The organism is Desulfovibrio gilichinskyi (genome assembly GCF_900177375.1).
Taxonomy (GTDB): Bacteria; Desulfobacterota; Desulfovibrionia; order Desulfovibrionales; family Desulfovibrionaceae; genus Maridesulfovibrio; species Maridesulfovibrio gilichinskyi.
Genome location: NZ_FWZU01000003.1, coordinates 593,453 through 607,224, shown reverse-complemented (window position 1 = coordinate 607,224; position 13,772 = coordinate 593,453). Strand labels below are relative to the sequence as shown.

Genomic DNA, 13,772 nt, shown 5'->3' with positions numbered 1-13,772 from the left:
TTATAATGACCCCGCTCGTTATAGACTCATAGCAAATATGATTTAAAAAAATATTATGAATATTAGTTATTACAGCTAAGCTGTTACGTCTAGTACTGTTTTAGACTCTACGCCAATTACGATAACGTTATGCACGTACTTTTTTGATCAAAACCGCCAGCATATTTTTAAAAACCTGTTCCCAATCTCCAGGACATTCCTGCCTGAATAATGTCATCGACGGATACCACGGAGAATCTGTACGTTCACGCATCCACCTCCAATCAGAATTGTAAGGGATCGCAACCCATACCGGAATTCCAAGAGCTCCAGCCAGATGAGCTACGGATGTATCAACTGTGATGACAAGATCAAGTTGACTTAATACCTTAGCCGTATCTCCGAAATCATCACACCCTGACGCAAGCTCGCGAAGCAGAAATCCACATGCAGACTTTTCCCTTTGAACCGCCTGCTCACCCTTTTGCAAAGAATAAAGCATTACCCCCGGAACTCGTGAAAAAATAAAAAAATTCTCTATTTCAACTGAACGGTTATGATCATTTTTATGCGTCGCACGACCAGCCCAGACAATCCCTACTTTAAGATTGGTTCCCGGCGGCACATGCACTGAAAAGCCGGATTCGGAAGGCGGCGTCAGGTATGGGCACTTTGATGGAAGACTCCCTAAATCATGTTTCATAATCCGGGGAAGGCTGAGCAAAGGAGCCTGAACATCAAATTCAGGAAGTTCCTTCCCAGCACTTACTATTACCGCAAGCCCTTCAAGCCCGCTCAGCAAGGAAACCAGTTCCTTCTGACATTCCAGAATGACCTTTCCGCCGGCATTGGCAACTTCTGCAACATATCTGCAAAATTGCAGAGTATCACCAAGACCCTGCTCACTGTACAATAAAATTCTGCGGCCGTTTAGGGGCGAACCATCCCACAAAGGCTGTTTAAAATCACGCCGTATCGAGTCATTACGATACCAACGATATTCATACGCTTCAAAACCTTGAAGCAAGTCACCTTTCGAGAGCAATGCCAGCGATCTGTCCCAACTGATTCTGACATCACCCGGTTTTGCCTTCAAACAGAAATCATACACCTTGATTGCTTCATCAAGCTTACCTAAATCTTGTAACGTAAGCCCGAAATTGTAGTAAGCATCAATAAAATTTTTATCTAATTTAAAAGCCTTACGATGACAGTACGCAGCATCTTTAAGCTTCCCCAGCCTGCGCAGCACGTTCCCGAGATTTGTCCAGCAGCCTGGGGAATCAGGATCAATTGCCAAGGCTCTGCGATAACATTCTTCGGCGGCTCTGATCTTACCCTGAGCCCGGAGGAGAACTCCCATGTTTGTCAAAATCACAGGATCGTCAGGTGAATATAAAAGAGCCATCGCATAAAAATTATGGGCTTCTTCGTAACGGGAGGCTGAATACATTTTAACAGCTTCCTCAAAAGCTTTACGCCCATTTTCAGGTAAAGAGTTCAACCAATCTTCTCGATTAGATTTCTTTACAGTTACATCCTGCTCAGTTTTGCTCATCTCTCCCTCATGGCGTAACTCATCGATCCCATGAACGGTTCTAAAATATATTCCATGACGGTGCGCGTTCCGATATGAATTCCTGCAATAACCTGAATCCCCGGAAAGAGTCGGTAATAATTGCCGTCGTGCTCAAAACTGTCTTTATCCGTTTCAATACGGACCCTGTAATACATGGCCCCGCGCTGCGTGGTATCAGCGTCAGGACTGATATTAACAACTTTTCCATCAAGATGCCCAAACCTCGAAGCATCCCGTGAGGCAAGCTTAACCACGGCCTTCTGCCCGTCTTTTACATACCCTATATCGCCAATGGGAAGACGTGCTTCAATCACAAGTTTATCCCCGGCAGGCACTATATCCATAATAGTAGACCCCGGCCTTACAACTTCCCCCGCGCTCATAACATATAAAGTTTTTATTACTCCGTTTACCGGAGATCGTATCACAGTACGTTTTAAATTGTCTTGAAATTTTCTGATCCGCTGTGAAAACTCTTCAAGCTCACGGCGATCATCCTGTAATTCTTCTCTGACCGCGGCATAATATGAATTAGTAATTTCATTAATATCCGCTTGCGCCTGCATTAATGCAGAACGAGCTTTCGCAAGCTTTGCTACATCTTCATCAATTGAACTTTTTAAAGATGATTCCTCTTTGAGAAACCCTAAATGCTTATAACGAGAGGTTAATCCTTCATCGAGAAGCCCTTTGCTGATGGCTATCTGTTCACGTAAAAGTCGTAAGCTTGTCACGGAATTTCGCTGGCGGGAAGTAATCTGCTTAATATCCTGCTCGCGCTGAATTATTTTTTCTTTTTCAGATTGCAGGTCATTTATAAGACGCTCTTTCCGGACTTGAAAAAGGTTAAGAGAACGTTCTATTATTTTAGGATAATTCTCTACAATATCTGCTGGGTAATCAGGTTTATCAAGCCCTTTATCCTCTGCTTCGAGCCTTGCGATATTTACCCGCAATCCCTTCACGCGCACATCAAGCTCTTCCACGCTGGAATCACTGGCGGTGTCTTCAAGCTCCATCAACTCCTGCCCTTTTGAAACAGATTGACCTTCCCGGGCATTGATTTTTAATACGATACCGCCCTCAAGGTGCTGCACAAGCTTAAGCCTTGAACTGGGGATAACTTCTCCCTCTGCCTGGCTCACAATATCAAGTTTGAACAGACAGGCCCAGCCGAAAAAAGCTACACACATGATAACGCATAAAAAAAGGAAAAAATGGTTAGCAGCTGTAACTTCTCCGGAAATTTCAGATCTGTTATTACTGATCATTTTTTTCTCCACCAGCTGCGGTACTGCGTCCCTGACTTTGCCTTTCTTTAGATGGATATAAAATTGTCGGTAAAGGCTTGCTGCTGAGATCTATCAAAACATCAGAACGTTCAGCTAAGCGTACATCCTGCGTTACTATAATCAAAGTTTTTTTGGCATTTACAAGAGATTTAATCACCATATCCATAATCCGTAACCCTTCCGGATCGAACCCTTCTGTCGGTTCATCCAGAACACATACCGCGCCATGAACAGCCAGAGCACGAGCAAGAGCGAGTCTGCGCCGGATGCCCACGGCAAGCTCCTGCCCTCCGTTAACAACCTGTGCTTCAAGACCTTGCACACTGGTGTTGAGGTATCTTTTCAGCCCCGCAGCGTCTACGATTCTTCCAATTCGCTCATCATCAATATCAGGACAATTCATGCAGATATTTTCTTTAATTGTTGCGTTTAAGAACCGCGGTTCCTGCGGAAGATACATCACCTGACTTCTCCACCACGGCGCGGCAAGCTGACGAAGGTCAACGCCTCCGGCAAGGATCTGCCCTCTGCCCGGGTCAATAAGTCCGAGTAGCAGACGGACCAGAGTAGTTTTACCGGAACCGTTATGTCCGGTAATAACAACAATATCTCCAGCTTTAATATCAACAGAAAGTCTTTCAAAAAGCGGCCCTGTGGAACCGGGATAAGCAAAACCCAGATCCTTTAATTCAATGCTTCCGGAATAATTATTCAGAACTGTTCCGGTTGAAGATTCAAGCGGCTGGTTCATAAACTCCCGCAAAGAAACCATCATTTCCGCAGCCTGATCAATCATATTGCGTGATTTAATAAAAGAGGCTGAAACCGAAAGAGCTTTGCCGGACAGAATAGAAACGCCGATGAGCCCTCCCATGCTGAGCGAGCCTGCAACAACTTCACGCGCGCCGACGGCGTAAACAAAAACACGCAGCAACATGCTTAGAGTTTGCAACACAGCCTGCGCCCGTGTTCCGCTCTGAACCATGTTGCGCTTGATATTTTGAATTTTTTCAACCTGACTATCCAGAACGGTTGAAAGAAGTCCGATTCCTCCGAAAGCTCTGACCGTATCCGCCCCGGAGATAGCATTGGAAAGATGACCACGGTGGGCGATTGATTCATTACGCATATCTTCCATCAAAACCTTACCGCGCCGCATACTTAGCAGCCCTGAAACATATGAACACAAAACAATAAAGATAGTGATGATTGCAATAGCTGGACTGAGAAAAAAGACTGCGCCGACAAACATGAGAAAAAACGGCATATCCAGAACAGAGCAGATAACTGAAGCATCATAGCCGGATTGAACAACCTGAAAGCCGTTCATAAGCTCATGGATGCGGGCGGGTGGAATGCGGCCGAGAGTATTCATTTTCGCACGGGCAAGGCAGGTTAAGACAGCCTCGGCAAGAGCTCTGTCAGGACCGACATTAACAGCCGAAGCCATACGGCCCCGCACGAGGGTGAAGCCGTGATTTAAAAATCCGGCGATCAAAACTCCGCAAGTAAGGGTGATCAAAGTCCCGTCAAAACCGTAGCCTACATAGCGGTTGAGAACCTGTATGACAAAAATAGGTGAAGCAAGAGAAAGAATATTAATAAACAACGAGGCTAGAGAAATCTCAAATGCAATAAAAGGAACGAGTGACAGCCTGCGTAGTAACTCACGCATCTTAACTTACTCAAATACTTCTAGGTTAATCATCCCCATCTGATAGAGAAGTCTGTAGGCAAAAATTATATTATCAATGTCAGACGTTACACTTGCGCTTGTAGCAGTACTGTAGTCTCGCTCACCAACCAAAATATCCAGAAGTTCGACCTGTTCTCCGGTCGCTCTCTTTTTCTTGATCAAATCAAGAAACTCGGCAGTAATATTGGCCTGAGTTCTGTAAAGTTCAGCATTCTTACGAAGTGTCATCAGTTCAAGCCATGCATTTCTGACATTTTCTTCAACCGTGCGTCTCACATCAAGAGTCTGCTTGCGTATTTCTCGCAGATTGGCTTTTGCAGCCTGAGCACCCTGATACTCAGCTATACCGGAAAAACCGGAATAACTTACTTGCAAAGTAGCTTTATTTTCCATTCTTACGCCGTCTGCGCCCTGATCCTGCTCTCTTCTTTTTCCTTCCACAGCAAACTCAAACTTCGGAAATAAAGTTGCTTCCTGAATATCAACATCACTTGCATATGCGTCTTTTGAATATTTAAGCTGGATAAGCTGAGGATTCTTTTCGTAAGCCTGCGCAATGGCGTCATCAATGGAGGCCGGCATGTAAGTAGCCGGCATATGTACAGGGACCATCTTATCTATTTCTTCAGTGGTGACGGTATAGCCGAATACTGATTTAAAACGGTTGCGGGCAATCTGCACCTGCCTTTCAACTGTCACTCTGTACGACATAGCTCCTGCGAGCTGCGCCTTAATCTGCAATTCTTTATATGAAAGACCCGCCCCGCGTTTAACAAGAGTTTCTTCCATACCGGAAAGACGCTTCATACTGTTTTCAGACTCAAGTGCGTATTTAAGCATTTCTCTTGAACGTATAAGCCCGAGATATGCATCAACTCCCTGAATAATCAATTCCTGTTTCGTCTGATCAAGTGCTGCTTCATATTCTTTAAGAACAGCTTCTGCCCGGGTAATTCCTCCGGTTGCGCCGCCGAAATCATAAAGCAACTGGGTAGCTTTAATTTTTTCTTCGTTTCTGCCTTTATTTGTTCCGCCGCCGGGTTTATCAATCTCTTCACGGCCGCCTTCAACAGAGGCATCAATACTTGGAGTCCAGCCGGACCAGCTTTGTGAAACAAGATGTTCAGCTGATTCCACGCGAGCTTCGGCAGCTTTAATCCTGTCATGCGTAGATAGAAGATTTTTTAAAATTCTGACAAGGTAAGGTTTGCCGTCAATCTGATTCGGATTCATTGTAGTCATTCCAGCAGTCATTCCTTTCGCCATCTCGGTCTGGGCGGCAACTTCCCCAACCGATGCAAAAAAAAGAAAAAAAACCGTAAATAGAGCAGGATAACGAACAAGGATCATAAAAGCTCCTTCCCCAAAAGAATAAATAAATCGATGTACTACGCAAAAACAATCAAATTATTACTATCTATAATATAGAAATAAGATTGAAAAATCCAGAGGATTAGGTTTATCTAACTTTGTCTATTAATAACTTTTCTCGCGAAAAATCAACCTTTTTCAATTTTTAATATGCTAAAAACAGCTAAAAGACTTTATAAAATATTTTCCAGTTCTGATACATTATTCTTGTTCATAACCGGAATGGTGACGACACTTATTGTAGCGGTCCTCTATATTTTCCGGCCGCCTATGCTGCAATTTGTTGATTACAAAATATATGACGAATTCATGCGCAGATCTTCTGTAGGAGAAAAAACAAATGTTCCGGCAATTGTTGATATAGATGAAGAAAGCCTTGCGGCGCTTGGACAATGGCCGTGGCCGCGATACAGAATGGCTTTGCTATTAGCAAAGATTCAGCAGGCCGGAGCTCTTTCAACAGGACTTGATATGCTCCTTGCCGAACCGGACAGAACTTCTCCGCAGACAATCCAGGAAAGTCTTCAAAATGAGCTTGGAGTTACTGTCAACTTTAAAGGACTGCCTAAAGGTCTGATGGACAACGATCAGGTGCTTGCCGATGTGCTTGCCCAAGGCAGATTTGTGCTTGGTTTCTATTTTGATTTTAACGAAAAAGACAGTGAACATCACGAACACTCCTCTGAATGTGCCTTAGAACCTTTTTCTATCTCACAGATAAGAACCAAGGATTCACCATCACTTGATAAACTTACCCGCACTGCGATAAGTGCAATCTGCCCCCTGCCAACACTTGCAAGGGCTTCACCATTATGCGGATTTTATAATTCCATTACTGATTTTGACGGAGTTGTAAGGCGAGTTCCGCTGATCATATCATGGAACGGAAAACAATATCCAAGTCTGGCTCTTGCGACGCTTATGAAAGCGATGAACAAAAAAAGTGTTATCGCAAAAACAACAAAATATGGATTTGAATCAATCAGAGTGGGCAAAACAGTCATTCCCGTTGACGCAAGAGGGCAGATGCTTGTCCGTTACCGTGGCGGCGTCAGTGAGTTTCCATATTACAGTGCACGCGACATTTTAAGCGGGAAAATCGGCGAGAAAGAACTCAAAGGTAAAATTGTTTTAATGGGCACATCTGCCGCAGGTTTGCGCGATCTACGAGTCACGCCATACACCCCCAATTACCCCGGAGTTGAGGTTCACGCTACGGTCATCGACAACATCCTCACAAAAGACTTTCTGCTCCGCCCGGACTGGATTCCCGGACTGGGACTTATAATACTGCTTGCCGCCGGAATTTTAACGACCATCCTGCTTACATGGACCCGCTCTCTTTTAATTGTTTTACCTATCGCTGTAATGGGCATTGCTACCGTTGCCGGAGCCTTATTTGTTTTCAGAACATATCACGCTTACCTTACTCCTACCTACGCTCTGATTACATTGGGGCTGAATTTCACCACGCTCACGTTAATCAAATTCTGGCGTGAAGAAGGACAGAAAAAATTCTTACGTGCGACATTTTCATCATATCTGGCGCCGGAACTTATCGACGAGATGTTTTCAAAAAGAGAAATGCCGGAACTTGGCGGCGAAGCAAAAACAATCACAGCATATTTTACAGATATCCAAAGCTTCTCCACTTTCTCCGAAAAGCTGACCGCAACACAGCTTGTTGAGCTTCTTAACGAGTACCTCTCGGTAATGACGGATATTCTTATTGATAACAAAGGAACCCTCGATAAATACGAAGGTGATGCCATCATAGCTTTCTTCGGTGCGCCGATGGATGTTCCGGATAATGCTCTACGCGCCTGCCGGGTCGCGGTTGCCATGCAACAGGCCAATAACGAACTGCGTGATAAATGGAGCAAGGAAAAGAAATTACCGGATGATCCCACCAGAAACACCAAAGGATTCCCTGAGGCTGAGTGGGCAACAGATGAAAAATGGCCGAAAGTAGTCCACAAGATGCGCACCAGAATCGGCATCAACACCGGAGAAATAGTAGTAGGTAACATGGGTAGTGCCATGCGTATGAACTACACCATGATGGGTGACTCTGTTAACCTTGCCGCCCGCTTAGAAGAAGGCGCAAAGCAATTCGGCATATTCACAGCGGTCAGCCATTTTACACTTGAAATGGATGCGACAGATGAGAGCGGAAAACCATGCAAAGTAATGGACTTGGTAGAAGCAAGGCTGATCGATAACATTCAGGTTGTCGGCAAAAGCGAGCCGGTCAGAATCTACGAACTGGTCGCCATGAAAGGCGACCTCACCGAAAACGAAAAGATTCTGTTTGAACTGTTCAGCAAGGCACGTGAGCATTACGTCAAGACTGAATGGGATAAGGCCATTGAATTATACAAAGAGGCTGAAAAATATGAACGGTTCACAGACACCAAAGTAACGCCGTCCGCAGTGTTTCGCAAAAGAGCGGAAGAATACAAAATTAATCCGCCTGTGCCAGCCGGAGAGGTTTGGGATGGGGTTTATCGGATGACTAAGAAGTAGCAAAAAAATGGAGACCAATATCTCAATACGAAATGGTCTCCATTTTAATACACAATCTTACCTAACCTTAAAAACCCGCGCTCCGTCCGAACTATCTTCCACGTTGAATCCAGCTTCAAGCAACTTATCTCGTAATGCGTCAGCTGTGGCAAAATCCTTTTTGCCCCGTGCTAGCTCTCTGTCTTCCAGAATCAGCTTAACTTCTTCGGGCAACTTTGCGAATGGAACAGGCATAGCATCATGGTCGAGAATGCCTAAAATATCATCTACTTCGAGCAATTGATTCAAACAAAACTGAGCTTCTGCGCCGCAAAGCTTAGCTGATCCAAGTAATGAATTTATAGTCTTGCAGAATCCGAACAGAATGGGCCAAAATCTGTGCAGTTTCAAGTTATCATCAAGGGCCTGTGAAAGCCCGCTTTTGAGTGTGAACACTTCCTGATCGATATCTTCGGAAATTTCACCGGAATTATTAGCAAGCATGCTGAGTCCTGCGGCAAGATCCTGCAACTTCTGCTGATTCTTAACCCACATGGAAATAGCCTGCTCACTGCACACTAACGGCTTTTTGTATGATGATGAAAGCATCCACATACGCACCGCAATGGGCTGTCCCGCCTGTTCTATTAATTCATCTACGCACGGCAGAACTGCGCAACCGGGCAAAACGGGCTGCGCAACCATCCATACTTGCGGAGCAACTCCTGCTCCCGCCCATATTGCGCGTAAATTTTCCAAATGCGGAAACCTGTGGATTTCTCCGGCTAAAAGCAGACTCACTCCCGGCAGACCTTCCAGAGCAGTTACGGCCTGCTGTAAAAACCAGCTTGGACGCACATTTCCCCAATCAGTTTCAAGCACATCTCCAAGTTTTAAATCCTGCAAAGTTGCACGTTTAAGAAGCGTGAAATCACGTGGATTCTCTTTAACGTAATCATCCATATCAACAGTTTTGCCGAGACTGACCATGTCGATATCCATGTTGGTCATATGTCCGTACCCCTTGTCGCGGGACACATCAAAATATACTGAGCGAAGTTTTTCGTAAGCAAGACCGTGAGCCAGCATAGTGCGGCAGATGGCTATAGTTCTGTCGACGCAGGCAGAAGCTCTTCCGAAACGAACGGACTTTCGGACACCTAACAACTTCGCGGCTGCTTCCATTGCGGAGGTTATTTCTTTAGCAAAAGCTTCACGGGAAACGCCCCTGTCACGCGAAACTGCAAGTGTCTGATCTTCAAGATCGGCAAGCCCGACCAACGCGGAAACTTTGCTTCCCTCACGTTCAAGATGACGCGCAAGCACGTCCAGCATCACGATACGCCGAAATGCTTCGGGGTCATAAGGATTGTCAAAAGACGGCCCCATGGTGAACATTCCGGTCCCGCCGTCAACGCCTGATAAAATTTTATCTTCACCTGTGGACTGGTCAAAAATTTTCGGTCCCTTAAAAACCTGCGGACGGAAAAGAGGAGTTGAAAGATAACGCTCGCCGCCGTCAGGAAAAATAGTGACGATTAAACCTTCATCAAGCTCGTTAGCAATGGCGGCAGCTCCGGACATGGCAGCTCCGGAACTCATTCCGACAAAAACGCCCTCTTCTTTCGCAAGTCTGCGGCAACTGTCAAAAGCGTCACTGTCTTCAACACGTATTATGCGGTCCAGCTTCTGCTTATCATATATCCCGGGAGGATAAGATTCCTGCATATTCTTAAGACCCTGAATCTTATGACCGGGCTTAGGTTCAACAGCAATAATCTGTATAGCGGGGTTAAGCTCTTTTAGGCGTTTGGTTATCCCCATTATGGTTCCGCTTGTTCCCAGACAGGCGACAACGTGAGTAACCTTTCCGTCAGTCTGATCCCATATTTCCTGAGCAGTTCCATCATAATGTGCTGAAATTGAAGCACTGTTATTGTATTGATCAGTCAATAGATACTTTTCAGGTTCCTCGCGATAAAAGCGGTAAGCCTGCTCAATTGCGCCGTCAGTCGCCAAATGCCCCGGAGTAAGCAGAATATCCGCCCCGTAAGCACGCATAATCATCTTACGCTCTTCAGACGCAGTTTCAGGCATAATCAGCATAAGCTTATAACCTTTTACCGCGCACACCATCGCCAGCCCTATTCCGGTGTTGCCGGAAGTAGCCTCGATTATTATTTTACCGGGGGTAAGTTCGCCGGATTCCTCTGCCCGCTTAATCATAGCCGAAGCCACGCGGTCTTTAATAGAACCGCCCGGATTCATTGATTCAAGCTTGGCCAGAATTTTGACATTTTTACTTGGATTAAGATGACGCATCTCTACAAGAGGTGTTCCGCCGACCAGTTCAAGAATATCATTTGCAAACATTTTATTTAATCCTTTCAGCATCATGCGATAAATTTATTCAAAAACATTGCAAGCAAACTTCTACCGTTTTTATTCTGGCAAATTTTTTGCACTTATAAAGCAGAACATCGTCATTCTGAATATGGACACATAATTCAGACAAAAACTGAAGATTACAATTAAACTATTTCAACAGACTGCCAAGGACGGAATCAATGTCAGCTTACCCATTCCTTAAAGAAAACATCGAAGCTCTTGAGAAACACAACCCGCCCCTTTACAATTGGCTCAGCAGTCAGAATATTGACCAAGAACAACTTGCCAATTCACTTTTCAAAAACAGATGGGAAATTCTCGACTGGAAAATGGAAAACGGACACGGGTTGTTCGAAGCGACTACTCCAAATGTTATATATAACGATTGGAAAGTCCTAGAAAAAGCCGAAACCAGTGCAACCATTATTGTCGGGTGTAACCTTGGATACGGGCTTAATCACGTACTGATGAATACACCTGACACCCACAAAGTCATCCTTACAGAGCCAAAACCGGAAATGCTGCTGGCCTGTCTGGGACAGACCGATTACCGACCTTTCATAGAATGCGGTAAACTCCATTTTTGCCCAGTCGATGAAGACAGAATGATGACTATCATTAAAGAGCTCGACCTTCAATTCGTATACGGTAAAATTTATTTACGACTTGATATGGCCAGCCAGCAGATGGGTCCAGAATATGCCAGATGGGCCGCAACAATTCGCGACAAACTGGAATCATTCAGTGTTGAAATGTCTACTTTGCGTCAAAAACAGGACATCATGGTCGGCAACGAATTAGACAACTTTTCCAGAACTATTCAGGACGGAACTATATCTACGCTGAAAAATGCGGGAAAAGGACTTAGCGCGGTAATCCTCGGCGCAGGGCCTTCCCTTGCGGAGTTCGGGCCGCAGCTTGCGAAAAATCCAGGTCAGGCCATTTATGTAACCGCCCTTCAAACATTACCGGCGGTTCAAAAAACAGGACTGAAACCTCATTTCTGCATAGGACTTGATTACAACAAATCAATGCTCAGGGTCTATCAGCAGCTTGATAAAGAATGGGCAAAAGATATCCCGCTTATTTATTCCACCAAGCTTGACCACGAAGTTCTTGAAGCATACCCCGGCCCGACCATCCCGATGTGGACCATGGGAGGTCTCGGAACATTTGCACTTAGCAAGCATGAAGATATTTTTGATGCAGGTAGTAACGTCAGTATTACTTTGAACAGATTTCTCGACTGGTGCGGATTTAATCAAATTCTCTTAGTCGGTCAGGACTTTGCGTGGAAAGGTAAAATTTCTCATGCGGCGGGTCATCAGAATGCCGGAGCGACTTTCCCGGCAGCCGCACTTGTCAGCCTGAAAAACGCTGACGGAGAAAATTTAACATCCTCCATCCAGTACATGACTTCCAAACGTGAAATGGAAGAAGATATTACAAAGCTCAAAACTCCCGTTTTCAACCTTTACGGCGGCGGGGCTTTAATAAACGGAACACAAAATGTGGATATGCAAAAAGTAAACATGAACGGGCTTTTGGCCTCAGCTCCCGGAAGCATGGAACATTTTTTAACATCTATGAATCTGGCCCGTACCCCGCGTCCGGCTCCAGTATTTGAATCACGCAGTCAAAAATGGACTATATCTATCAGAAATGCGACTAAAAAGCTGGAAAAGCTCTTTCGCAAGCTTGGTAAAAATCAGATGGAAATCAACAAAACCTTTCACGATCTGTATTTCTTCCTGAGACAGGACCCACTCTATCTTCCATATCTATACAACGAGATTATGGATATGGCGGGACTGGCAAGAGCAAGAACAAGTTACGCTCCTAAGGATCTTCCGTATTTTAAAAAGATCGCCAAAAAAACGATTCAAAAAGTTAAACACATGGATCGTTGCTTACACGTTGATGAGCATAAAGAAGCCGCCTGAAAGGCAGAACCGACCGATAAAATCCAATAATTTCCATATTCATCATTTTGGAAAATCCTCTGACTCACCTGCCCGGGTCAGAGGATTTTTCATTTTGTAATCTTTAAAATAATACAGGATTCACTTGAATCCCCAGCCATGCCCGTGTAAACCGTCCCCATGAGCGATAATAAAGATGACAAACCGTATTTTCTGAAAGACGGAACACTGGTAATTCCATTCTCCTGCCCGGATCACAGTTATAAATATTGGAAGAAAGAAGGTAAAAAACTTTCTGAGATCCTAACTGAAATGGATACGGATAAAGAAACGTGGAAAAAATTTACAACAGACCATCATCCCGATGAAGCCAAAGAGACAGCTGAATCAGGCGAAAGCAAAGGTTAGGGTTTTATAGATTGACCAGTTTCATCCATAAATATTCCAGCCTATGCCATTTTATTCTGGCATCACTGCCTTTGCTGATTATTCTTGCCGCAATCTTTTGTATTTTCGGTAATGAAGATGCGGCCACAGCTTGGTTCACAGCTCACGCAGCAGCAAATCCAAATTGTAAATCCATTGCGAAAATGTTTACAAACTGGGGAAATATTGTTTTTTACCCTGTCTACTTGTGGTTTTTAATCACTGGAATAAGACAGAGAAAAAAATCAAGAGTCAGGTTCGCGCTGGTCTATCTGGCTGTACAAATTATTGTCAGTGTCATTACTGTCAGATTTTTAAAAATAGCAATCGGCAGACCGCGCCCCGGAGAAGGAACTTTTTTTGAACCTTATTCAAGCCACGGCGCATACCACTCGCTTCCGTCAGGGCACACCTGTGAAATTTACGGCGCAACCCTGCCGCTTGTGCTTAGATACAAAGCACTTTTACTGACTTTATTATTGGGATTATTCGCCGCAACAGTTGCTTTCAGCCGAATATATTTAGCATGGCACCACCCGAGTGATGTCCTCTGCGGCTGGATGCTCGGATCAGTTGCCGGTTTTGCAATTCACCTTTTTTCAACCGAGAATTAA

9 protein-coding genes are annotated in these 13,772 nt (G+C 44.6%); 4 read left to right on the top strand and 5 right to left on the bottom strand.

The window, feature by feature from the left end:
- Window positions 1-127 precede the first annotated feature (127 nt).
- From B9N78_RS11180 to B9N78_RS11165, 4 genes are read right to left on the bottom strand one after another with little or no spacing between them, the layout of a single operon-like run.
- Window positions 128-1,537: a tetratricopeptide repeat protein gene (locus B9N78_RS11180; protein WP_085102235.1), complete on the bottom strand. Its 1,410-nt coding sequence runs from the start codon at window positions 1,535-1,537 to the stop codon at window positions 128-130.
- On the bottom strand, window positions 1,534-2,829 hold the full coding sequence (locus tag B9N78_RS11175) for an HlyD family type I secretion periplasmic adaptor subunit (protein WP_245805527.1): 1,296 nt from the start codon (window positions 2,827-2,829) through the stop codon (window positions 1,534-1,536). Before B9N78_RS11175 ends, B9N78_RS11180 begins: the two co-directional genes overlap by 4 nt.
- A complete protein-coding gene (locus tag B9N78_RS11170; RefSeq protein ID WP_085102233.1) occupies window positions 2,819-4,525 on the bottom strand; it encodes an ATP-binding cassette domain-containing protein in 1,707 nt (568 codons plus the stop codon). The genes B9N78_RS11175 and B9N78_RS11170 overlap by 11 nt, the downstream gene beginning before the upstream one ends.
- Window positions 4,526-4,531: 6 nt before the next feature.
- Complete coding sequence (locus B9N78_RS11165; protein ID WP_085102231.1) at window positions 4,532-5,896, bottom strand: TolC family protein; 1,365 nt, start codon at window positions 5,894-5,896, stop codon at window positions 4,532-4,534.
- 228 nt (window positions 5,897-6,124) lie between these two features.
- On the opposite strand from B9N78_RS11165, the gene B9N78_RS11160 reads away from it, so the two are divergent.
- Complete coding sequence (locus B9N78_RS11160) at window positions 6,125-8,443, top strand: CHASE2 domain-containing protein (protein ID WP_245805526.1); 2,319 nt, start codon at window positions 6,125-6,127, stop codon at window positions 8,441-8,443.
- A 57-nt stretch (window positions 8,444-8,500) separates the two neighbouring features.
- Here B9N78_RS11160 and B9N78_RS11155 read toward each other — a convergent pair whose 3' ends face one another.
- Window positions 8,501-10,795, bottom strand: a complete 2,295-nt coding sequence (locus B9N78_RS11155) for a cysteine synthase (RefSeq protein WP_085102227.1) — start codon at window positions 10,793-10,795, stop codon at window positions 8,501-8,503.
- 194 nt (window positions 10,796-10,989) lie between these two features.
- Here B9N78_RS11155 and B9N78_RS11150 point away from each other — a divergent pair, with 194 nt between their 5' ends.
- From B9N78_RS11150 to B9N78_RS11140, 3 genes are all read left to right on the top strand, one after another.
- Entirely contained in the window at window positions 10,990-12,753 is a 1,764-nt protein-coding gene (locus B9N78_RS11150; RefSeq protein ID WP_085102225.1) for a motility associated factor glycosyltransferase family protein, read from the top strand.
- Window positions 12,754-12,912: 159 nt separating this feature from the next.
- A complete protein-coding gene (locus B9N78_RS11145) occupies window positions 12,913-13,140 on the top strand; it encodes a hypothetical protein (RefSeq protein ID WP_085102223.1) in 228 nt (75 codons plus the stop codon).
- An 11-nt stretch (window positions 13,141-13,151) separates the two neighbouring features.
- Window positions 13,152-13,772, top strand: coding sequence for a phosphatase PAP2 family protein (locus B9N78_RS11140; protein ID WP_085102221.1), 621 nt, complete (start codon window positions 13,152-13,154; stop codon window positions 13,770-13,772).

Bases quoted from the DNA above. Each gene is read 5' to 3' on its own strand.
- B9N78_RS11180 (WP_085102235.1), bottom strand. From the start codon at position 1,537: ATGAGCAAAACTGAGCAGGATGTAACTGTAAAGAAATCTAATCGAGAA.
- B9N78_RS11175 (WP_245805527.1), bottom strand. From the start codon at position 2,829: ATGATCAGTAATAACAGATCTGAAATTTCCGGAGAAGTTACAGCTGCT.
- B9N78_RS11170 (WP_085102233.1), bottom strand. From the start codon at position 4,525: ATGCGTGAGTTACTACGCAGGCTGTCACTCGTTCCTTTTATTGCATTT.
- B9N78_RS11165 (WP_085102231.1), bottom strand. From the start codon at position 5,896: ATGATCCTTGTTCGTTATCCTGCTCTATTTACGGTTTTTTTTCTTTTT.
- B9N78_RS11155 (WP_085102227.1), bottom strand. From the start codon at position 10,795: ATGTTTGCAAATGATATTCTTGAACTGGTCGGCGGAACACCTCTTGTA.
- B9N78_RS11150 (WP_085102225.1), top strand. From the start codon at position 10,990: ATGTCAGCTTACCCATTCCTTAAAGAAAACATCGAAGCTCTTGAGAAA.
- B9N78_RS11145 (WP_085102223.1), top strand. From the start codon at position 12,913: ATGAGCGATAATAAAGATGACAAACCGTATTTTCTGAAAGACGGAACA.